20 protein-coding genes, 5 tRNA genes and 1 rRNA gene are annotated in these 21,885 nt (G+C 43.3%); 5 read left to right on the top strand and 21 right to left on the bottom strand.

The window, feature by feature from the left end; genetic code table 11:
- Positions 1–108: 108 nt before the first annotated feature.
- From AB3F25_RS06360 to wecA, 7 genes are all read right to left on the bottom strand, one after another.
- Positions 109–184: transfer RNA gene (locus tag AB3F25_RS06360), tRNA-Ala, on the bottom strand.
- Positions 185–227: 43 nt separating this feature from the next.
- Positions 228–304, bottom strand: a tRNA-Ile gene (locus AB3F25_RS06365).
- Positions 305–381: 77 nt separating this feature from the next.
- A 16S ribosomal RNA gene (locus tag AB3F25_RS06370) occupies positions 382–1,922 on the bottom strand.
- A gap of 192 nt (positions 1,923–2,114) precedes the next feature.
- Positions 2,115–2,191, bottom strand: a tRNA-Pro gene (locus AB3F25_RS06375).
- A gap of 18 nt (positions 2,192–2,209) precedes the next feature.
- Positions 2,210–2,285: transfer RNA gene (locus tag AB3F25_RS06380), tRNA-His, on the bottom strand.
- A gap of 29 nt (positions 2,286–2,314) precedes the next feature.
- A tRNA-Arg gene (locus tag AB3F25_RS06385) sits at positions 2,315–2,391 on the bottom strand.
- 175 nt (positions 2,392–2,566) lie between these two features.
- Complete coding sequence (gene wecA / locus AB3F25_RS06390; RefSeq protein ID WP_373603030.1) at positions 2,567–3,634, bottom strand: UDP-N-acetylglucosamine--undecaprenyl-phosphate N-acetylglucosaminephosphotransferase; 1,068 nt, start codon at positions 3,632–3,634, stop codon at positions 2,567–2,569.
- Between the two features lie 128 nt (positions 3,635–3,762).
- Between wecA and hemL the strand changes: the two genes are divergently transcribed.
- Positions 3,763–5,046 (top strand): glutamate-1-semialdehyde 2,1-aminomutase, encoded by a 1,284-nt coding sequence (gene hemL, locus AB3F25_RS06395; RefSeq protein ID WP_373603031.1) that lies wholly within the window; start codon positions 3,763–3,765, stop codon positions 5,044–5,046.
- A 271-nt stretch (positions 5,047–5,317) separates the two neighbouring features.
- Here the strand turns inward: hemL and hflC are convergent, their stop codons facing one another.
- The 3 genes from hflC to AB3F25_RS06410 all read right to left on the bottom strand — a co-directional run bounded on the left by hflC (position 5,318) and on the right by AB3F25_RS06410 (position 9,149).
- Positions 5,318–6,205 (bottom strand): protease modulator HflC, encoded by an 888-nt coding sequence (gene hflC, locus AB3F25_RS06400; RefSeq protein ID WP_373603032.1) that lies wholly within the window; start codon positions 6,203–6,205, stop codon positions 5,318–5,320.
- Positions 6,205–7,419, bottom strand: a complete 1,215-nt coding sequence (gene hflK, locus AB3F25_RS06405) for an FtsH protease activity modulator HflK (protein WP_373603033.1) — start codon at positions 7,417–7,419, stop codon at positions 6,205–6,207. Before hflK ends, hflC begins: the two co-directional genes overlap by 1 nt.
- Before the next feature lie 134 nt (positions 7,420–7,553).
- Positions 7,554–9,149 carry a carbon starvation protein A gene (locus tag AB3F25_RS06410; RefSeq protein WP_373603034.1) on the bottom strand — a complete coding sequence of 532 codons (1,596 nt, stop codon included), beginning with the start codon at positions 9,147–9,149 and terminating at the stop codon, positions 7,554–7,556.
- Between the two features lie 200 nt (positions 9,150–9,349).
- Here AB3F25_RS06410 and AB3F25_RS06415 point away from each other — a divergent pair, with 200 nt between their 5' ends.
- On the top strand, positions 9,350–9,583 hold the full coding sequence (locus tag AB3F25_RS06415) for a zinc ribbon domain-containing protein (RefSeq protein WP_373603035.1): 234 nt from the start codon (positions 9,350–9,352) through the stop codon (positions 9,581–9,583).
- A gap of 52 nt (positions 9,584–9,635) precedes the next feature.
- On the opposite strand, the gene artM is transcribed toward AB3F25_RS06415, so the two are convergent.
- The 5 genes from artM to lpcA form a co-directional block, all read right to left on the bottom strand.
- Positions 9,636–10,319, bottom strand: a complete 684-nt coding sequence (gene artM, locus AB3F25_RS06420) for an arginine ABC transporter permease ArtM (protein WP_373603036.1) — start codon at positions 10,317–10,319, stop codon at positions 9,636–9,638.
- Positions 10,319–10,984: an arginine ABC transporter permease ArtQ gene (gene artQ, locus AB3F25_RS06425; protein ID WP_373603037.1), complete on the bottom strand. Its 666-nt coding sequence runs from the start codon at positions 10,982–10,984 to the stop codon at positions 10,319–10,321. The genes artM and artQ overlap by 1 nt, the downstream gene beginning before the upstream one ends.
- Before the next feature lie 3 nt (positions 10,985–10,987).
- On the bottom strand, positions 10,988–11,707 hold the full coding sequence (locus AB3F25_RS06430) for a lysine/arginine/ornithine ABC transporter substrate-binding protein (RefSeq protein WP_373603038.1): 720 nt from the start codon (positions 11,705–11,707) through the stop codon (positions 10,988–10,990).
- A 15-nt stretch (positions 11,708–11,722) separates the two neighbouring features.
- Positions 11,723–12,454, bottom strand: coding sequence for an arginine ABC transporter ATP-binding protein ArtP (artP, locus tag AB3F25_RS06435; RefSeq protein ID WP_373603039.1), 732 nt, complete (start codon positions 12,452–12,454; stop codon positions 11,723–11,725).
- 128 nt (positions 12,455–12,582) lie between these two features.
- The gene (lpcA, locus tag AB3F25_RS06440; protein ID WP_373603040.1) at positions 12,583–13,167 is read right to left on the bottom strand and encodes a D-sedoheptulose 7-phosphate isomerase; all 585 of its coding nucleotides are present in this window, start codon (positions 13,165–13,167) and stop codon (positions 12,583–12,585) included.
- Between the two features lie 216 nt (positions 13,168–13,383).
- Between lpcA and AB3F25_RS06445 the strand changes: the two genes are divergently transcribed.
- Positions 13,384–14,190 (top strand): DNA ligase, encoded by an 807-nt coding sequence (locus AB3F25_RS06445; protein ID WP_373603041.1) that lies wholly within the window; start codon positions 13,384–13,386, stop codon positions 14,188–14,190.
- Positions 14,191–14,357: 167 nt separating this feature from the next.
- Here AB3F25_RS06445 and miaB read toward each other — a convergent pair whose 3' ends face one another.
- On the bottom strand, positions 14,358–15,782 hold the full coding sequence (gene miaB / locus AB3F25_RS06450; protein WP_373603042.1) for a tRNA (N6-isopentenyl adenosine(37)-C2)-methylthiotransferase MiaB: 1,425 nt from the start codon (positions 15,780–15,782) through the stop codon (positions 14,358–14,360).
- 188 nt (positions 15,783–15,970) lie between these two features.
- Here miaB and AB3F25_RS06455 point away from each other — a divergent pair, with 188 nt between their 5' ends.
- Complete coding sequence (locus AB3F25_RS06455) at positions 15,971–16,171, top strand: hypothetical protein (RefSeq protein WP_373603043.1); 201 nt, start codon at positions 15,971–15,973, stop codon at positions 16,169–16,171.
- A 139-nt stretch (positions 16,172–16,310) separates the two neighbouring features.
- Here the strand turns inward: AB3F25_RS06455 and ndk are convergent, their stop codons facing one another.
- Together ndk and pepB are read right to left on the bottom strand one after the other, a co-directional pair.
- Entirely contained in the window at positions 16,311–16,733 is a 423-nt protein-coding gene (ndk, locus tag AB3F25_RS06460) for a nucleoside-diphosphate kinase (RefSeq protein WP_373603044.1), read from the bottom strand.
- A gap of 9 nt (positions 16,734–16,742) precedes the next feature.
- Positions 16,743–18,047: an aminopeptidase PepB gene (gene pepB / locus AB3F25_RS06465; RefSeq protein ID WP_373603045.1), complete on the bottom strand. Its 1,305-nt coding sequence runs from the start codon at positions 18,045–18,047 to the stop codon at positions 16,743–16,745.
- A 172-nt stretch (positions 18,048–18,219) separates the two neighbouring features.
- Here pepB and AB3F25_RS06470 point away from each other — a divergent pair, with 172 nt between their 5' ends.
- Positions 18,220–19,470 carry an O-antigen ligase family protein gene (locus AB3F25_RS06470; protein ID WP_373603046.1) on the top strand — a complete coding sequence of 417 codons (1,251 nt, stop codon included), beginning with the start codon at positions 18,220–18,222 and terminating at the stop codon, positions 19,468–19,470.
- Between the two features lie 31 nt (positions 19,471–19,501).
- On the opposite strand, the gene rfbC is transcribed toward AB3F25_RS06470, so the two are convergent.
- From rfbC to rfbA, 3 genes are read right to left on the bottom strand one after another with little or no spacing between them, the layout of a single operon-like run.
- Positions 19,502–20,041 carry a dTDP-4-dehydrorhamnose 3,5-epimerase gene (gene rfbC, locus AB3F25_RS06475; RefSeq protein ID WP_373603047.1) on the bottom strand — a complete coding sequence of 180 codons (540 nt, stop codon included), beginning with the start codon at positions 20,039–20,041 and terminating at the stop codon, positions 19,502–19,504.
- Between the two features lie 3 nt (positions 20,042–20,044).
- On the bottom strand, positions 20,045–20,923 hold the full coding sequence (gene rfbD / locus AB3F25_RS06480; RefSeq protein ID WP_373603048.1) for a dTDP-4-dehydrorhamnose reductase: 879 nt from the start codon (positions 20,921–20,923) through the stop codon (positions 20,045–20,047).
- Positions 20,923–21,795: a glucose-1-phosphate thymidylyltransferase RfbA gene (gene rfbA / locus AB3F25_RS06485; RefSeq protein WP_373603049.1), complete on the bottom strand. Its 873-nt coding sequence runs from the start codon at positions 21,793–21,795 to the stop codon at positions 20,923–20,925. Before rfbA ends, rfbD begins: the two co-directional genes overlap by 1 nt.
- Positions 21,796–21,885: the final 90 nt, after the last annotated feature.

Raw genomic sequence — 21,885 nt, forward strand, 5'->3', positions numbered from 1 at the left:
TTTTTTAAAGAACAGTTTGATAAAATTTTTTAGTTATTATCGTTAAATAAACTTTTACTATATTTTGAAACTTATAGTACATTTTAAAATTTACTTAACGATGATAACTGGTGGAGATAAGCGGGATCGAACCGCTGACCTCCTGCGTGCAAGGCAGGCGCTCTCCCAGCTGAGCTATATCCCCATTTCATCATCACTACCGCTTCCACTTCACTCACTCGTCAGAGTGGTGGGTCTGAGTGGACTTGAACCACCGACCTCACCCTTATCAGGGGTGCGCTCTAACCACCTGAGCTACAGACCCAAGGGTAGTTTCTTCTGCTCATTTGTCTACAATACACCAGACAATCTGTGTGAACACTCGCTGTCGCTCATTTTTGGTAAGGAGGTGATCCAACCGCAGGTTCCCCTACGGTTACCTTGTTACGACTTCACCCCAGTCATGAATCATACCGTGGTAAACGCCCCCCTCGCGGTTAAGCTATCTACTTCTGGTACAACCCACTCCCATGGTGTGACGGGCGGTGTGTACAAGGCCCGGGAACGTATTCACCGCGACATTCTGATTCGCGATTACTAGCGATTCCGACTTCATGGAGTCGAGTTGCAGACTCCAATCCGGACTTAGACGTACTTTCTGAGATTCACTCCACCTCGCAGCTTCGTTACCCTCTGTATACGCCATTGTAGCACGTGTGTAGCCCTACTCGTAAGGGCCATGATGACTTGACGTCATCCCCACCTTCCTCCGGTTTGTCACCGGCAGTCTCCTTTGAGTTCCCACCATTACGCGCTGGCAACAAAGGATAAGGGTTGCGCTCGTTGCGGGACTTAACCCAACATTTCACAACACGAGCTGACGACAGCCATGCAGCACCTGTCTCATGGTTCCCGAAGGCACTCCCGTATCTCTACAGGATTCCATGGATGTCAAGAGTAGGTAAGGTTCTTCGCGTTGCATCGAATTAAACCACATGCTCCACCGCTTGTGCGGGCCCCCGTCAATTCATTTGAGTTTTAACCTTGCGGCCGTACTCCCCAGGCGGTCGATTTATCACGTTAGCTTCGGGCGCCAAACTTAAAGTCCAACCCCCAAATCGACAGCGTTTACAGCGTGGACTACCAGGGTATCTAATCCTGTTTGCTCCCCACGCTTTCGCACATGAGCGTCAGTACATTCCCAAGGGGCTGCCTTCGCCTTCGGTATTCCTCCACATCTCTACGCATTTCACCGCTACACGTGGAATTCTACCCCTCCCTAAAGTACTCTAGCTACCCAGTCTGAAATGCAATTCCCAGGTTAAGCCCGGGGCTTTCACACCTCACTTAAATAGCCGCCTGCGTGCCCTTTACGCCCAGTTATTCCGATTAACGCTCGCACCCTCCGTATTACCGCGGCTGCTGGCACGGAGTTAGCCGGTGCTTCTTCTGTGTTTAACGTCAATTTGTTGCGCTATTTACACAACAACCTTCCTCAACACCGAAAGAACTTTACAACCCGAAGGCCTTCTTCATTCACGCGGCATGGCTGCGTCAGGGTTGCCCCCATTGCGCAATATTCCCCACTGCTGCCTCCCGTAGGAGTCCGGGCCGTGTCTCAGTCCCGGTGTGGCTGGCCATCCTCTCAGACCAGCTAGAGATCGCAGGCTTGGTAGGCCTTTACCCTACCAACTACCTAATCCCACTTGGGCTCATCCTATGGCATGTGGCCTTGCGGTCCCACACTTTCATCTTCCGATTCTACGCGGTATTAGCGACAGTTTCCCGTCGTTATCCCCCTCCATAAGCTAGATTCCCAAACATTACTCACCCGTCCGCCACTCGTCAGCATAAGTACAAGTACTTACCTGCTACCGTTCGACTTGCATGTGTTAAGCCTGCCGCCAGCGTTCAATCTGAGCCATGATCAAACTCTTCAATTCAAGTTTAATCGCTCAATAAACTGCTTGCTAAAAGTTTTCGCTTCTCACTTATAAATTAAATTTAAAGTAAGTTTTATGAATTTCTAGTTAGCACCTATTAAGACTTCAAAATTAAAAATAGTTTTAAAACAAGTCAATCAACAAGTGCCCACACAGATTGTCTGATTCGTTGTTAAAGAGCAAAAAATAAAATGGTCGGCGAGATAGGATTTGAACCTACGACCCACTGGTCCCAAACCAGTTGCGCTACCAAGCTGCGCTACTCGCCGGCAGAATCTTATAGAAGATGGGGTGGCTAATGGGATTCGAACCCACGACAACTGGAATCACAATCCAGGGCTCTACCAACTGAGCTATAGCCACCAAAGATTTAAGTTTTTATCGCACTGACCTGGCGCGCTCGACAAGATTCGAACTTGCGACCTTTGGCTCCGGAGGCCAACGCTCTATCCAACTGAGCTACGAACGCATACCGCGTTGTTGCGGCGCGTATATTAATAATTTGAAAAAATCTTGTCTAGCATTTTTTTCTAATTTTTTCTTGAAAGATAGTTTTTTGCACAATTTGTATAAAATTTATAAATTTTTCGCATTTTTTAAAAACATATTACATATTAAAGAAATAACTACCCATCCCTCATTCATTATCGTGTTTTTGCCCGCTTTGCACGACGTTTCATGCGTCTTACCCAACGAGTGATTCGCCATGCTCTCGTTATAGAGTAAACATACAAGAAGAACAATATGAAAAAGCCAACAAACATCGCCCATTCATTTATATAATAGACTTCTCCCAAGATACCGATTAGCGCGCAAATTGCCGAAACGAAGGTAATTAAAAGAAAAGCTTGACGCGACGTTAAACCCGCGCGCACCATCAAATGATGCACATGCAAGCGATCTGGACGAAACGGACTTTTACCCTTGCGCAAACGACGATAAATAATCGCCACCATATCAATTAATGGAATCGCAATGATCCAAAGCGCAGTAACCGGATTCATCGGGTGCCCTTTGCCTTGCGTACTTAGCAATAAAATCCAAATAATAGTAAAACCGATTAACGTACTTCCAGCGTCCCCCATAAAAACTTTATATTTTGGGCCAAACGGAATACCCAAATTGAGCATTAGATAAGGAAGCATTGCGGCAATTAAAGCAAAGCTCCAGTATGCCATATCCATTTGCCCGTCACGAAGCATCAAAATTCCAATCGCCGCGAATGACACGCAAGATAATCCCCCCAACAAGCCATCAATCCCGTCAATCATATTAAACGCATTGATGATTGCAATCGTCGCGAACACAGTAATAATCAAACCAAGCGAACCCAAGGTTAGCTGAAAAGGTCCTAAGATCTGGCCTAAGTGATCCAAATATACGCCACCCAAATCAATCATCAAAATAGCTAACACCGCTTGAATACCCGCGCGTAAAAACGGGCTGATATCAAAACGATCATCCAAAATCCCGATGGCAAGCAGCACAAAAATACTAAACAGATATAAATAAGGAAGGCGGAGTTGATCCCATTCCATTAAGTAGTAACAAAAATTACCCATAAAAAGCGACACTCCACCGATAAGTGGAATCGCGCCTTGATGACGTTTACGATAATTCGGCTTATCCACCAAACCGATTTTATTTGCAATCGGACGCATCACAATTAATGTTAAAAATGCGCCCAAAAAAGTTACAACAATACTCAACATAATTCGCCCTTAAAATTTTTTGCAAAGAATAACACAATGAAAATTTCGCGAGAAAGATATTTTTAACAAAGCACACGTTTTTAAGTACAATGAAGGCATTTTTTATAGTGAAACGAAAGGAAAAAATAATGACCAATTCAACCGCACTTTTCTCCCGCGCACAAGCCGTTATTCCCGGTGGCGTGAACTCACCGGTTCGCGCCTTTAAAGGCGTAGGCGGTACGCCGGTGTTTATCCAAAAAGCACAAGGCGCTTATATTTACGATACAGACGACAAACAATATATTGATTATGTGGGTTCTTGGGGGCCGATGATTTTAGGACATAACCACCCGACGATTTTGAATGCGGTGCTGAAAGCGGCATCCAACGGTTTAAGCTTCGGCGCACCAACACCTTCCGAAATTGATCTGGCCGAATTAGTTTGTGAAATCGTGCCTTCCATTGAAATGGTACGCATGGTTAGCTCGGGAACAGAAGCAACCATGACAGCAATTCGCTTAGCGCGCGGTTATACCGGCCGCGACAAAATCTTAAAATTCGAAGGTTGTTACCACGGCCATTCTGATTCTCTGCTTGTAAAAGCTGGTTCCGGCGCCTTAACACTCGGTCAACCGAGCTCACCCGGCGTGCCGGAAGACTTCGCCAAGCATACACTGACCGCTGAATACAACAACCTTGATTCAGTAAAAAAACACTTTGCAGAATTTCCGGATAGCATTGCTTGTGTGATCATCGAGCCCGTTGCCGGCAATATGAATTGCATACCGCCAAAAACCGGATTCTTACAAGGCTTACGCGAACTTTGCGACCAATACGGTGCGCTGTTGATCATCGACGAAGTGATGACCGGCTTCCGCGTAGCGCTTGCCGGTGCCCAATCTTATTATGGCGTAACGCCTGATTTAACCACGCTCGGTAAAGTCATTGGCGGCGGTATGCCGGTAGGCGCAGTAGGCGGAAAAAAAGCCGTGATGGAATATCTTGCACCGACTGGCCCGGTTTACCAGGCTGGTACGCTTTCCGGTAACCCGATTGCGATGGCGGCGGGTTTAGCCTGTTTGACAGAATTGAAAAAACCGGGCAACGAGCAACAACTTGCAGAAAAAACTGAAAAACTTTGCCTCGGTTTAAAAGCGCTAGCGGAAAAACATCATATTCCGTTCGTTGTGAACTATGTAGGCGGGATGTTCGGTATTTTCTTCACCGAGCAAAAAGAAGTGACGTCTTACGCCGAAGTGATGAAATGCGACACGGAAAAATTCAAAGTATTCTTCCATAAAATGTTGGACTTAGGCGTTTATCTTGCCCCATCTGCCTTTGAGGCCGGCTTTATGTCTCTCGCCCATACGGACGAAGATATTGCCAAAACGCTAGAAGCGGCGGACATTGCCTTTGCCGCACTAACCTAAGTACAATTTAGCCACCAAATGCTAATTATCTCGTTATAGGAAAACTGCGCGTTCCTCGGTCTGCCAGAAAACGCATCAAAGCATAAATAATTTCAGACTTCCAAAATAGCACCGCATTGAAACGACCTCCAATGCGGTGCTATTTTGGAACTTCAAACTGACAACGATTCATTTGATTAACCTAGGATGCTGTTTCTAGCACTTCGCCAACCATTTCCTTGCATGCTTCAAAACAAAATGCCGTCACATTTGACGGCATTTTTCGTTCATATTATTTTTTCGGCGCTTGCATAAAGCGGAAAAAATCGCTATTTGGTTTTAAAATCATCATATTATCGGAATTGGCGAAACTCGCTTCATAGGCCTTCAGACTTCTCACGAAACTAAAGAATTGCGGTTCTTGAGAAAACGCATCTGAATATAATTTTGCAGCGCTTGCCTCCCCTAAACCACGTAATTCTTGTGCGGTCTTATTCGCATTGGCAAGAATTAGGGTTACTTTACGATCCACATCCGCTTGAATGAACGCTGCTTTTTCTTTACCTTGCGAACGATGTTCGCGCGCTACCGCATCACGCTCGGCGCGCATACGTTGGTAAATAGAAGAAGAGACTTCATCCGGTAAGTTGATTTGTTTCACGCGTACATCCACCACTTCAATACCTAGTTCAGCCGTACTGTCTTGCCCTGAATTTAACGCTTTTTTTGCACCTTCCATCAGCTCGCCACGGGTGCCGGAGACGATATCTTTAATGGTGCGGGTACCGATTTCCGAACGCAACCGATCGTTGACTTTACGACTTAACAAGCTCGCCGCCTGACTGTAATCACCACCACCGGTAGAAGTATAAAAACGACCGAAATCGCTAATTTTCCATTTCACGTAAGAATCGACCAACAAGTCTTTTTTCTCGACGGTCACGAAACGCGTTGCTGAACCGTCTAATGTCCGAATACGCGCATCCAACACTTTAATGCTGTCAATTAGCGGCACTTTGAAATGCAAACCCGGTTCATACACCAAGACTTTGTTGTCAGCGCCGCGTTGCACTTTATTGAATCTTAACATAATGCCGCGTGTACCTTCGGTCACGACTACTACACTGGAATAAATTATCGCCGCGATCACGAAAATAACGGGTAATAAAAATTTACGCATTAATTAAATCTCCCTTGGCGAACCGGTTCGGTCATGGTCGGTTGAACTTGAGGCTGAACGCCCATTTGCACTGAAACCGGTGTAGCATCAGGCGCCCCTTCAGTTTTCGAAGTGGCTTTTTTAGCCATAATTTGTTCCAGCGGTAATACGGTTAAATTGTTGCCATTATTAGCGTCTAGCATCACTTTAGGTGTATTTGCCATCACTTTTTCCATGGTTTGAATATATAAACGCTCGCGTAATAAATCCGGTGCCGCTTTAAATTCAGGCAATAAACGTTGTAAACGCTCTACTTCCCCTTGCGCATCTAATACAATGCGGTCCTTATAAGCCGTTGCACCTTCAATAATACGTTGCGCATCACCGCGCGCAATCGGCTCTTTCTCGCGCGCATAGGCCTCGGCTTCACGAATAAAACGCTGTTCGTCTTCTTGCGCTTTAATCGCATCGTCAAAAGCATCTTTCACTTCTTCCGGCGGACGCGCGGATTGAAAGTTTACGTCAATCACTTCAAGCCCCATATCATAAGGCTTGATAATTTCGTTTAAGGCTTTCCACGTATTCTCACGTACGACGGCGCGACCGGTCGTCAGTACGTCATTCATGGTCATATGGCCAATTACATAACGTAATGCACTATCGGTCGCCTGGTTCAAGCTGTCATCGGCATTAGTCACGCTGAAACGGTATTTCGCCGGATCTTGCACGCGATATTGCACTGTCATTTCTACTTTCACCATATTTTCGTCTTGTGTCAGCATCGCGCCTTGTGTTTTCAACTCTTTAACTTGTTCGACATTTACCGGAATCACTTTATCAACGAAAGTCGGTTTCCAATTCAAGCCCGGTTGCACAATGGAATAAAGTTCACCGAATCGCAACACTACGCCGCGTTCTGCCTCTTTAATTGTGTAAAAACCGCTCACGCCCCAAACAATCACACCAAGCGCAATAGCAACCGGTAACACTTTACCGAAATTTGGCATTAAAGGAGAAGGATTAGAACCGGCATTATTCCGACCGCCATTTTTACCGCCTCTCCCAAGTTTTTTCAGTAAATTACTAAAAATTTCCTCAATATCCGGCGGGGATTGTTCTTGATTTCCGCGGTTTTGATTTGAACTCCATCCGTTATTAGATGAGTTTTCGGGCTTTTGCTCATTGTTTTGCCCCGGCTTGCCCCAAGGATCTTGTCCTGAACCGTTCTGCGACATGTCGTTCTCCATTTGTCAAAAAATTGTTGCGAGTTTAGCGAATTAATAGGGATGCGTCTATTAAAATGCAAGCGATTTTGGCAAGAAAAAACCGTTTAAGCTTTCACTTAAACGGTTTTATGCTTTTAAAGCAATTATGCGTTTATATTGTTGATATAAGCTTCTTCATCGCGATCACCTAACGGTTTAAGTAAGGTGAAAAATAATACAATAAACAATACTGTTGTAGCCAAACCTAGATATACAGACAATTGATAATCTAAGTTAAAACCGATTTTATTGTAGTATAAGTAAGTTGCACAAACAGTGGTGATAAACCACGCCGGGATGGACGCTACCCAATGGAATTTATGGTAACGATATAGGTAAGCTGCTCCGGTCCATAACATCACCATAGCTGTCATTTGGTTTGCCCAAGTAAAGTAGCGCCATAACAGGCTAAAATCAATGGTGGAAACAAAGTAACCTAACACAAATAAAGGCACGGCAATCAATAAACGTTTAGACAGTGAACGTTGATCAATATTGAAGATTTCTGCTAACTGTAAACGCGCGGCGCGGAATGCAGTATCGCCGGAAGTAATAGGAAGAACAACCACACCTAACACCGCAAAAATACCGCCAATGAAGCCTAAGAAATGCAATGAACTGTCATACACCACTTTAGATGGCGAACCAGCAGAGATGGCATCTTGTAACGCTTGTGGATTCTCATAGAATGCTAAACCGACCATACACCAAATTAACGCAATAATACCTTCGGTAATCATCGCACCGTAGAAAATGAAACGACCTTCTTTTTCATTTTCAGCACAACGCGCCATTAACGGAGTTTGAGTAGCATGAAAACCTGATAACGCGCCACAAGAAATGGTTAAGAATAATAACGGCCAAACCGGTACATCGCCTTTGACTTGGAAGTTTTGTGTAAATTTATCCCAAGTTAAGCCTTGGCCATCGGCATCAACCGTACGGAAAAATTCAATTGGATCCACCGCACTAAAGTGCGCAGAAACTAAACCGTACACCATCCCTACTGACATGAATAACAATAACGCGCCGAATAATGGATAGATGCGGCCGATAATTTTGTCAATTGGCAATAATGTCGCGAGAATATAGTAGGCAAAAATGATTAAGGTCCAAACAGAAACAACTGTTGCCTTATCCATTCCCCAAACCTTTATTCCGCCGGCTTCCACAGCATGATGAATTGCCTCTGCATCACCTAATTGTAATGCACCTTGAGATGCCCCCATCACATCCATGGTAATGGTTCCCATTAATTGCGCCGGGCTTGCTACGAATACCACACCGACCAATAACAAAAGCACAAGAGCTAAAACATTAATAAAGACTTTAACCGGACGACCTAAGAATTTACCAGCTAAATAAGGCATGGTCGCCCCACCATGACGAATGCTTAACATACCGCATAAATAGTCATGTACCGCACCGGCAAAAATACAACCCAGAACAATCCAAAGCATCGCAACCGGTCCGTACAACGCACCAAGAATCGGACCAAAAATCGGACCGGTACCTGCAATATTTAATACTTGAATTAACCAAATTTTGGTTTTGGACATTGGCATATAATCTACGCCGTCATTGATTTGATAGGCCGGGGTTTGACGATTCGGATTAATGACAAAGATCTTCTCGATAATTTTTCCGTAAACCAAATAGCCCAGAATCAAAATGGCTATACAAAAGAAAAACCACAACATAAAAGCACCTCAAGGAAATAAGAATTGTGTTGTTTAAAAAACGCGCTAAAAAAGCGGCGCTTATTCTATGCTAAATTCATCAAAACCAAAATTTAATTTACGGAATTTTTACAATTTTGTGATGAATATCACGTTTACCGATCAATGTATTTTTGACTAGAATAGAGCAAGCTCAAAACTTTATGGATTAAGGATGAAAAATGGCACTCTCTCGTTGTCCCGAATGTCGCAAAAAAATTAGCGAACATACTGAATATTGCCCTTATTGCGGTTTTTCTTTTAAACGGGAAGATCTTGATATTTATAAGCAAAAATTGGAAGAACGACGTTTATATAATGAAGAAATCAATCGAAAAAGTAGCAAACTGCATTTAATTTGGTTTTGTATATTCGCAGCCGTAATCACAATCGCCGGTCTAATCTTTAATGCATAAAAATGGGTTGCTTTTGCAACCCATTAAAACTTTTTTGAAAACCAATCGCATTTTAGGCGTTTTTTATTTCTAAACGTTCAAACGCAAGCACTTTATTTTCCAGTTTGCGCAACAATAATGTTGCAATACCGGTAATCACCAAATAAATGCCACCGGCAATGCCGTAAATCGTTAATGCATCATATTCCGTGCCGTAAAGCTGACGCGCGTAACCCATAATATCCATAATGGTAATAGTAGAGGCCAATGCGGTGCCCTTAAACACCAAAATAATTTCATTAGAATAAGAAGGCAAAGCACGTTTTAATGCGTAAGGAATCAAAATTTTTAAGGTTTGTGAACGACTTAGCCCCAAGGCTGCACAACCTTCCCATTGTCCTTTCGGAATCGCCTTCATCGCGCCATGGAATAATTGGGTAGAATAGGCCGCGCTGTTTAACGCCAAAGCTAATACGGCGCAAAACCACGCATTGGATAAAATATGCCAAAACGGGCTATTTACAACCCACTCAAACTGCCCCGGCCCCGCATAAATCAGGAAAAATTGTACAAGCAACGGCGTACCGGTAAATAAAGTCAGGTATAAATTAACGACGCTTTTAACCCACTTATTTTCCATAGAAAGTAAAAAAGTTAAAAATAACGCCAAGAAAAAGGCAATCAATAAAGAGACCAGCGTCAACAATAAACTGGTCGGAATACCTTGCGCAATGACGCTAAAATAATCCTGAAACATTATTTTCCCCCTCTTTCAAAGCGAGTAAAACGCAGTTCTAAACGGCGAATACCGGCTTGGCTAATAATCGTCACGCCCAAATAAATCAACGCCGCAATGCCATACCAAGTAAAAGGCTGATGAGTATTCGTGTTGATTAATTGCGCTTGGCGCATCAAATCGTCTACACCAATCAAAGAAATCAATGCGGTGTCCTTAAGCAAGACCAACCATTGGTTGCTCAAACCCGGTAAAGCGTGGCGCCAAACTTGCGGCATAATCACATGAACAAACGTATAACCTTTGCTTAACCCCAATGCGGCGCCAGATTCCCACTGCCCTTTCGGAACGGCTTGAATCGCACCGCGTAAAGTTTGTGACGCGTAAGCGGCAAAAATTAATGACAATGCAAAAACACCGCATTCGAAAGCACCGAATTCAATATATTCACCGGTCAGCATTTCCACCACTTCGGTCGAACCGAAGTAAACCAAAAGTACGACTAAGATTTCCGGCAAACCGCGCAGTAACGCAATTAACACCGATACCGGTTTGCCTACCAAACGACTGGCTTCCAATAAAACAAAAACCAAACTAAACAGCAAACCGACGATTAAGGAACAAACCGCCAGCCCCAAAGTCATCAGGGCGGCGGCAGACATTAAAGAAAGAAAATCAAAAAACATAGATTATTTTGTCATCCATTTATCATAGATTTTTTGGTATTCCCCGTTGGCTTTAATTGCACGTAACCCTTTATTTAAATTTTCCGCCAACTCTTTGCTAGATTTATTCATCGCAATGCCTAAACCGTTACCAAAATATTTTTTATTGGTCACCTTATCGCCAACAAACTGGATTTCAGGCTCTTTGTCGATCATATCCGCAAGCACCGCTGTATCGCCGAAAATAATGTCGATACGACCATTTTTTAAATCTAAAATTGCATCTTGCAAGCTGGCGTAAGCTTTCGGTGCATATTGTTTAGTTTCCGCTATGGTATATTGTTGGAATGTCGTCCCGTTTTGCACGCCGATATTCTTCGCCGTATCCAATGTCGCTTTACCTTTTAACGCCACATAGCTTGCGGTGCTATCGTAATACGCATCAGAGAACAATACCTGTTTTGCGCGCGTTTCGGTAATATCCATAGCGGAAATCGCCGCGTCAAAACGTTTTGCTTTTAAGTTTGGAATTAACGCATCGAAAGATTCACCTTTAAACTTACAGGTTGCTTGAATCTCTTTACAAATCGCATTTGCCACGTCCACGTCAAACCCAACGATATCGCCTTTTTCATTAGTAAACTCAAACGGCGGATAACTCGGCTCCATAGCAAACGTAATGTCTTGAGCATTTACAACTGCAGCTGAACCTAATAAAACGGCACTTAATATTAATTTTTTCATAACATGTCCTTATTTCTAGTGAGAAAGATATTGTTTAAATTGTTCGGTTTGAGGATGTTCAAAGCAGTCTGCAGAACCCATTTCCACAATCTTGCCTTGTTCCATGTAAACGACTTTCGTCGCCACTTTTTGAGCCACGTTCACTTCGTGAGTAACAATTACTTGAGTAATACCGGTTTCTTGTAACTCTTTAATAATATCCACCACTTGCGCGGTAATTTCAGGATCCAACGCAGCAGTCGGCTCGTCAAACAATAATACTTGCGGTTTCATCATTAATGCGCGCGCAATTGCCACACGTTGTTGCTGACCGCCGGATAAATGCAACGGAAAACGGTCGGCATATTTTTGCAAACGTAAGCGCTTTAGTAATTCCATCGCTTCGGCTTTTGCCGTCGCTTCATTTTTACCTAACACCTTCATTGGCGCTTCAATTAAATTTTCAATCACCGTTAAATGCGGCCAAAGATTGTATTGTTGAAACACCATACCAACATCTTGCCGCAACTGACGAATCGCTTTCGGATTGGCCGTCGCCTTGGATAAATCAAATTCATTATTAGCGATGCTTAATTCGCCGGAAGTCGGCACTTCCAATAAATTTAGCGTACGAATCAAAGTACTTTTACCCGCACCGCTCGGCCCAAGCAACACCACCGTATCGCCTTCCTCCGCCTCTAAATTAATGTCAAATAGAGCTTGGCTGGCGCCATAGAAAAAATTTAAATTTTTAACACGAATAGCCATTTTAATTCTCTTGCGTTGTAAGATGAACAAATATTACGTTTTAATGCATATTTATGCAAGCGCAAAACATAAAAAATCCCAAAATTTTTTTTGGGATTTCATGTGCAATCAAAATAGCACCGCATTGACTAAGCGTCTTTCGCCATTTCGAACTCAATCAACATCATCAAAATATGAATCACTTTAATGTGAATCTCTTGAATACGATCCGCATAACGGAAATGCGGTACGCGAATTTCCACGTCTGCCAAACCGGCCATTTTACCGCCGTCTTTTCCCGTCATCGCAATCACTTTCATGCCTTTCGCTTTCGCCGCTTCAATCGCATTTAACACATTTTTAGAATTGCCGGAAGTAGACAAGCCGAATAACACGTCGCCTTTTTGCCCGACCGCTTCCACATAACGGGAAAACACATAATCATAGCCGAAATCATTACTCACACAGCTTAAATGACTGACGTCAGAAATCGCGATGGCCGGATAACCCGGACGATTTTCGCGATAACGGCCGGTCAATTCTTCAGCAAAATGCATTGCGTCACAATGGGAACCTCCGTTGCCGCAAGAAAGCACCTTGCCCCCCTGTTTGAAACTATTGGAAATTAAAAGCGCTGCTTGTTGAATCAATTTAATGTTATTCTCGTCCGCAATAAATTTATTTAATACATCTTGCGCTTCGACAAGTTCCGCTTTGATTTGCTCTAAATACATTTTTTGCTCCTTCTGAAAAATGAAACGGAAAATAAAAATTTCGTCGCATTGTATAGGAGAAGATTTCCTTTAGCCAGATACAATTCGAAATTCTTTATTTTTTACCTCGCCGGCTTATTTTTTGTGATGTCGATCACGACTTTCTGTAAAAATTATTTTCAAAGCAGCGCACACTCTTTTAGCCTCTTGGCATTTTATTCTCAATAAGGAACAAGCATGAAATTACTACGCGTCCTCCTCTTTTATTGCATTAGTCTCAGCGCTTTTGCCAATGCGGATTTAATGCTCTTACAAAATTACGACAACCAAGACATTCGGGGCTGGGTGATGTCGGAAAAATTCGATGGCGTGCGCGGATATTGGGACGGCAAACAATTAATCAGCCGCCAAGGTCAACGGCTTTCCGCACCGGCTTATTTCATTAAAGACTTTCCGCCCTTTGCAATCGACGGCGAATTATTCAGCGAACGCAATCATTTCGAAGAAATTGCCTCTATCACCAAATCTTACAAGGGAGAACGTTGGGACAAACTCAAATTACTCGTCTTCGATGTACCGGATGCGCCGGGCGATTTATTCGAACGCTTAAACGTCCTAAAAACTTATTTGAACGAACATCCAACACCTTATATCGAAATCATTGAACAAATTCCGGTGCGAAACAAAGCCCACCTTTATGAATTTCTAGCGGAAGTCGAAAACCGCCAAGGCGAAGGCGTAGTGGTGCGTAACCCGAAGGCGCCTTACGAACGCAAACGCAGCAATCAGATTTTAAAACTGAAAACCGCTTACGATGAAGAATGTACCGTGATTGCGCACCACAAAGGCAAAGGACAATTTGAAAACGTGATGGGCTCGCTCAGCTGTAAAAATGAACGCGGCGAATTCAAAATCGGCTCGGGCTTTAATTTTAGCGAACGAGAAAACCCGCCACCGATCGGTTCCGTTATCACTTATAAATATCGCGGCCTCACCAATTCCGGCAAACCACGCTTTGCCACCTACTGGCGGGAAAAGAAATAGGAATCCGGCACCGCATTGGAAGCGCCTTCAATGCGGTGCTATTTGGGTAGTCCGATAACATCCGTTCCCACTCAAATTTCAATGCGACACCGAACCTTCAATGCGGTGCCATTTTGACTTCCGGCAAAAAAATAAGGCGGGTTTTAAACCCGCCTTATGCCTCAAAACTATCCGTGATAACGCCCTACGCCCAATTCATCTTCTTTGCGGGTACGATTCATCACATCTTGCGGCGATTGCGCGATACGTAAGCCCATTTCGTCTTCCGTGCGCACCACTTCACCGCGCAGGGAATTGGTGTAAACATCCGTGATTTTCACATCCACGAATTTACCAATCATATCCGGTGTGCCTTGGAAATTCACGATACGGTTGGTTTCCGTGCGACCGGTCAATTCCATAATATTTTTTTTCGATGGGCCTTCCACCAATACGCGTTGTTCAGTACCGAGCATGCGGCGACTAAATTGCGCCGCTTGTTGATTAATACGTTCTTGAAGCACGTATAGACGTTGTTTTTTCTCGTCTTCCGTGACATCGTCCGGCATATCGGAGGCCGGCGTTCCCGGACGGGCGGAATACACGAAGCTGAAACTCATATCGAAATTCACTTGCGCGATCAAATTCATGGTTTGCTCAAAATCCTCCGCTGTCTCGCCCGGAAAGCCGACAATAAAGTCGGAACTGATTTGAATCTCCGGACGCACCGCGCGCAATTTACGAATAATGGATTTATATTCCAAAGCGGTGTGGCCGCGCTTCATCATGGTAAGAATTCGGTCGGAACCGGCTTGCACCGGCAAATGCAAGAAACTCACCAGTTCCGGCGTATCGCGGTACACATCAATAATATCGTCGGTAAATTCAATCGGATGACTGGTCGTAAAACGTAAACGATCGATGCCATCAATGGACGCCACTAAGCGGAGCAATTCCGCAAAGCTGCAAATTTGCCCGTCATGAGTAGGCCCGCGATAGGCGTTTACGTTTTGCCCGAGCAAATTCACTTCGCGCACGCCTTGTTCCGCAAGCTGGGCGATTTCAAACAACACATCGTCCACCGGACGGCTGACTTCTTCGCCACGTGTATAAGGCACCACGCAGAAAGTACAATATTTGTTGCAACCTTCCATAATGGAAACAAAGGCGGTTGGGCCTTCGGCACGCGGTTCCGGTAAGCGATCAAATTTTTCAATTTCCGGGAAACTCACGTCCACTACGGAACTTTTCCCTCCGCGAATTTGATTAATCATTTCCGGCAAACGGTGCAAAGTCTGCGGCCCGAAAACAATATCCACATAAGGCGCGCGATGACGAATCTGCTCGCCTTCCTGCGATGCCACGCAACCGCCCACGCCAATCACCAGATTTGGGTTAGTTTTCTTTAATTCTTTCCAGCGACCTAATTGATGGAAAACTTTCTCTTGCGCTTTTTCGCGAATAGAACAGGTATTTAGCAATAATACGTCCGCTTCTTCAGGAATATCTGTCAGCTCAAGGCCGTGGGTGCTGAATAATAAATCCGCCATTTTGGACGAATCGTATTCGTTCATCTGGCAGCCCCAGGTTTTAATGTGTAATTTTTGCGTCATTTTTTACAATCGTTAATCAATCCAATAAAAACGGTCGGCTATTGTACAGATTTGTCGCCGTGGTTGCCAGCCCAATATACCGTTAGTTTTCCGCTCGCCCGTTCCGATGACTAAATCAGCGCGTTCATAACCGTAATTTTAACGAAAAAAGCCGGCTTTAACGCGGTGCTCGATGCGGTGTCGATGCGGTGCTCGATGCGGTGCTCGATGCGGTGCTCGATGCGGTGCTCGATGCGGTGCTCGATGCGGTGCTCGATGCGGTGCTCGATGCGGTGCTCGATGCGGTGCTCGATGCGGTGCTCGATGCGGTGCTCGATGCGGTGCTCGATGCGGTGCTCGATGCGGTGCTCGATGCGGTGCTCATTTTCATCTTCAGCAGACTGTTTTAGCGCTGAACTTAAGTCAAGAGATATATTTCATAATCCGTGGATAATATTGAAGTGTGATAAAGTGTGAAAGGAGGATAAACGAATGTGCAACAAAAACGGCAATCGATTTCAGATTGCCGTTTTGTTTTATCGCTTAAAATTAATGCGGACAAATTTCCGAATCGACAAAGAAATAAGCGATTTCCCGCGCAGCGCTTTCCGTACTATCGGAACCGTGCACCGAATTTTCCCGTTGATTTAAGGCAAAATCTTTACGAATCGTACCTTCCGCCGCGTTTTCCGGATTAGTGCTGCCGATTAAAGCGCGATAATCTTGCACCGCATTTTCTTTTTCCAATACGGAAACTACAATTGGTGCGGACATCATATAATCCACCAGCTGTTCAAAAAATACTTTGCCTTGATGCTCGGCATAAAAACCTTCCGCTTGTTCGCGCGTTAAGCGCACCATTTTTATCGCTGCAATTTTGAAACCATTTTGTTCAAAACGCGCCAAAATCGCACCGATTAAATCCCGTTTAACCGCATCCGGCTTGATAATAGAAAGTGTTCTTTCCGTCATTGTTCGTCCTTATTTTTCTGATTTTAAGCGCAATAAATTCGCCAAGGTTTGTACGCCGATGCCCGTTGCGCCGGCCGCCCATAAATCATTGGCGGATTTACGATAAGTGGCGGAACAGTCGATATGTAACCAGCCCGTTTGATAATTTTTCACAAAATAGGAAAGAAACGCCGTTGCGGTGCTCGCGCCCGCGCCGACCGGCACAGTCCCCGTATTTGCGATGTCGGCAAAGGAAGAGCTGATTTGCGCACGATGAAATTCCTCAAAAGGCAAACGCCAGAAGGGTTCATTTTCTGCCCTCGCTGCTTGGAAAAGTTCGGAAACCAAGGCTTCATCCATCGAAAGCACTGAGTGATAATCGTTGCCCACTGCCACTTTCGCCGCACCGGTCAGCGTTGCGCAATCAACAATAAATTCAGGCTGTTGGCAATCCGCTTCAATTAAACCGTCCGCCAATACTAAGCGACCTTCGGCATCGGTATTTAGAATTTCCGCTGTCACGCCATTTTTATAAGTAACAATATCGCCCAATTTAAAAGCATTCGCGCTAATTAAATTCTCCGCGCAGCACAAATACAATTTCACACGTTGCGTTAAACCACGCGCGATGGCCAAGCCTAATGCACCGGTGAGCAATGCCGCGCCACCCATATCGGTACGCATAGTTGCCATGCCGTCACTTGATTTAATGCTGTAGCCGCCGCTATCAAAGGTAATGCCTTTGCCCACCAGACAAGCCAATACCGGCGCGTTCGGATCTTGCGTCGGATTAAAATCCAATTGCAACATGGCCGGTGGATTCACCGAGCCTTTACCGACGGTCCAAATGCCATAATAACCTTGCGCCACCAGAGCTTCGCCGGAAATTATGCGAAAATCTACTGTACTTTTTTCGGCATATTTTTGTGCTTGCGCCACAATAAATTCAGCTGCGCGCTCGGCTAATTTTAACGGCGTTAAACTTTCCGCCGGCTCGTTAATCAGACCTTTCACCAGAGCACCGCATTGAACCCGCGCCAGTAGCTCATGTTGCGAGGCGTCATCCAAAGACGGGAACTCGAGGGCATAATCTTGTTTCGCCGTATAAAAGCCTTGATAAAACGCCCAACAGAACGCTAAATTCCACTCTTCACCAACCAATTTTGCCTCTTTAATGCCCTGCGCGCGCAATTTACGCCCAGCGCGCTGCACTAAAGTGCAATCGTTTTTGGGATTATTTTTTAAGTGAATAATGGCCTTATCATCATTAAAACTTAAAATTGCATTTTTTCCCCAAACTTCGGATGCAGGATTTGTTAATAACATAATTTCCATTTTCTTCTGTTCTCCATATAAAAGAAAAACCGGTTGGGGAACTATACCAGCTCTTGTCTTGTATTTCATACCTTTTAAGAAAATCTACCGACAAAAATACCTCTTTAAAAATCACTGTATTTGTCAAAATATTTTAGCTAAGATATGCGCGCTTTATCTAAAGGATATTCTCATGCTTATTCGTTCAAATCTTAACACAACACCACACACATTTTTCACATTAGTGATAAACCTTCTAACGGCATTCTTTTTTATAACCGTATTGATTCTAAAAAAAGGATACAGTTATGCTCCGTTAATTTTAAGTGGAATAAGCATTATTTATTTTTTTATTTATACATTTAAGTTAAAACAAAAATGGAAATTAGACAAAGATGACAAGTGGCTTATATTTTCTTTTATCTTCTATTTTTTTACTTTCTTTCTATCAATTATAGTGAATAATGATGGATTAAGAGTTATTGATAATCCAAGCCGGGTCCTGTTATTCATACCGGTTTTATTTTTATTTTCAACATGTGAAATAGAAATTAAAACTATTCTATACTCTATTCTGTCAGGAGCGATTGCAACTGGCGTTATTGCATTATTTCAGAAGTTTTATTTAGGTTATATAAAACCATTCCCTGAAGTTATGCATATTCAAGCCGGCAATATTGCTATTTCATTAGCAACATTTAGTCTTGTTTTAACTATCTATTTTTTTATAAAAAAAGAATATCGTTCAGCATTATTGGGGACATTAGGAATAACATTTGCAACGATTAGCAGTGCATTATCCGGTGCTCGTGGTGGCTGGATTGGTCTACCGATTGTTCTAATAAGCATTTTTTTCCTTTATCGTCAATACATTAGCAAGAAATTAATCCTTTCATTAATCACCGTTATAGTAGCAAGCATTACAACGCTAATTTCCAACCCTAAATTTGGAATCGAAAAACGTTATTCCGAAGCTAAGTCAGATATTATTCTTTACCTTGAAGAAAATAATAAGAATACGTCCTTAGGCGCACGATTTGATATGTGGGAAAATGCATTGATTGCGATTAAACAAGCTCCTTTATTTGGCCATGGTAGCAAAGGGTATGAGTCATTTAAAGAGCAGCAAATTGAATCTAAGCAAATGGAAAAAAACACATTGCAATTTAATAGTTTACACAATCAATATTTAGAATCTTGGGTAAAACGTGGTTTTGTTGGATTTATTGGGTTAATGTTAGTGACATTAATGCCATTATTCTATTTTATTCGCAATCTAAAAGAACCAAGTTTAGATATAAAATGCATTGCAATCTTAGGCATTACTCATATTTTATCACATCTATTTTATTTTACGAGCCAATCTTTCTTAGCTCATAACTCCGGTTCGATATTTTATTTTTTTGTTTTGGTATTAATCTATGCTCTAGTTAAAAAGAGATAAATAAAAACAGACCATATTGTCTGCTACTTTATTAAAACCTCACTGCATTCTCTAATACCTTACCCGCCAAATCCTTTGCAGATAAACTCGGTTTACCTTCTAAAGGCCATTTAATACCAACTGTTTCATCGTTCCAAATCAGAGAATGTTCAGCTTTTGGATTGTAATAATCTGTGCATTTATAAGTAAATTCAGCTTCATCCGTTAATACATAAAAGCCGTGGGCAAAGCCTTCTGGCACCCATAATTGGCGTTTGTTCTCGGCAGATAAGATTTCACCTACCCATTGTCCGAATGTTGGTGAGTTCTCACGCATATCCACAGCCACATCAAACACCGCACCAGATACTACGCGTACTAATTTACCTTGTGTGTTCTCGGTTTGATAATGTAAACCACGTAATACGCCTTTTACCGATTTTGAGTGATTTTCTTGTACAAAAGTGCGGTCTGCCACATTTTGTTTAAACCATTCATCGCGGAAGGTTTCCATAAAGAAACCGCGCTCATCACCGAACACTTGGGGTTCTAGTAATTTTACATCAGGGATTTTAGTGTCAATAACCTTCATTTTTCACTCCGCATAAGCCTTAATATTTTTCAATGCCTTTTGCCAATCGCTTGGTTGAATGCCAAATACTTGCTGGATTTTAGTTAAATCTAAGCAAGAGTTTGCAGGACGTTTCGCTGGGGTTGGGTAATCAGCCGTGGTAATGGCATTCATAAGCGGTGATTTTTCTAACACATTTTGCGAAACAGCTTCCGCAAAAATTGCTTTAGCAAACTCATACCAACTGGCATAAGGTTCACCCGTGAGGTGATAAACACCATATTCAACCTTTTCACCTGCAATGATTTTTTCTGCAATTTGAATTAATGCTTTTGCGATATCGCCAGCATAGGTTGGTCCGCCAACTTGGTCGGCAACTACGCCTAAAGTATCTCGAGTTTTCGCTAAGCGAAGCATAGTTTTGACGAAGTTATTGCCATGTTCACCAAACACCCAAGCGGTTCGAAGCACGATAAATTTGTCGTTAGCAGCCGCAACTGCTTGCTCGCCTTCAAGTTTGGTTCTGCCATAAACCCCTTGAGGATCGGTAGCATCGCTTTCTTTATATTTGCCAGCACGCTGACCATCAAATACATAGTCGGTTGAAATATGAAGAATGGCTGCACCAACAGATTTAGCCGCTTCAGCCAAATATTGTGGACCTTTCACATTAATGGCTTCGGAAAGTTCCACTTCGGTTTCTGCACGATCGACCGCTGTATGTGCGGCAGCGTTTATAATCACATCGGGACGAAAATTTTCGACCGCTTTTTTAACCGCATTTTCATCGGTAATATCAAGTTCATCACGATCAACGGCAAGAATATCATGTTTACCGTGTAGTTGTTGGGCTAAGCAATAGCCCACTTGTCCGTGCGCTCCAGTAATCAGGAATTTTGCCATTATTTGCTCTCCTTAATTAAACGCAGTAAGTATTGGCCATATTCATTTTTCGCCATAGATTTAGCCAGGTTTTTAACCTGTTCAGCGGTCAGCCAGCCATTACGCCACGCAATTTCTTCTAAACACGCCACCTGCAAGCCTTGTACATTTTCAATGGTTCGAACGAAAGAGGCAGCTTCATGCAGACTTTCGTGTGTGCCGGTGTCTAACCAGGCAAAACCACGACCAAGTAATTGCACGTTAAGTGAACCATCGTTGAGATACATTTCGTTCAGAGTGGTAATTTCTAATTCACCACGCGCAGAAGGTTTCACTTGTTTCGCAAATTCCACCACGCGATCATCGTAGAAATATAAACCTGTTACCGCATAATTGGATTTTGGATTAGTGGGTTTTTCTTCAATGGAAACCGCTTTGAAGTTTTCATCGAATTCCACCACGCCAAAACGTTCAGGATCTTTCACTAAATAGCCAAATACCGTTGCACCATAAGGTCGTGCTACCGCTTCTTGCAGCATTTGACTAAAGTGCTGACCATAGAAAATATTGTCGCCTAACACTAAGCAGCAACTGTCGCCATTGATAAATTTTTCGCCAATAAGAAAGGCTTGAGCTAAACCATCTGGGCTTGGTTGGATTGCATATTGCAGATTAACCCCAAAGTCCGAGCCATCGCCTAATAAGCGTTTGAAACTTTCATTGTCTTCAGGGGTGGTAATAATAAGAATATCACGAATACCCGCCAGCATAAGTACCGAGAGCGGATAATAGATCATCGGTTTGTCATAAACAGGCAAAAGCTGTTTAGATACACCACGAGTAATAGGATAGAGGCGAGTGCCAGAACCGCCTGCGAGAATGATGCCTTTCATAAGAATACCTTTAAAAGAGCGGCCAAATTTTATTAAATTTTCGAAATTATGTAGCTGTTGCACAAAGCTGAAATGACCTCACAAAATAGA

This window comes from Aggregatibacter sp. HMT-949, from assembly GCF_041734645.1.
Taxonomy (GTDB): domain Bacteria; phylum Pseudomonadota; class Gammaproteobacteria; order Enterobacterales; family Pasteurellaceae; genus Rodentibacter.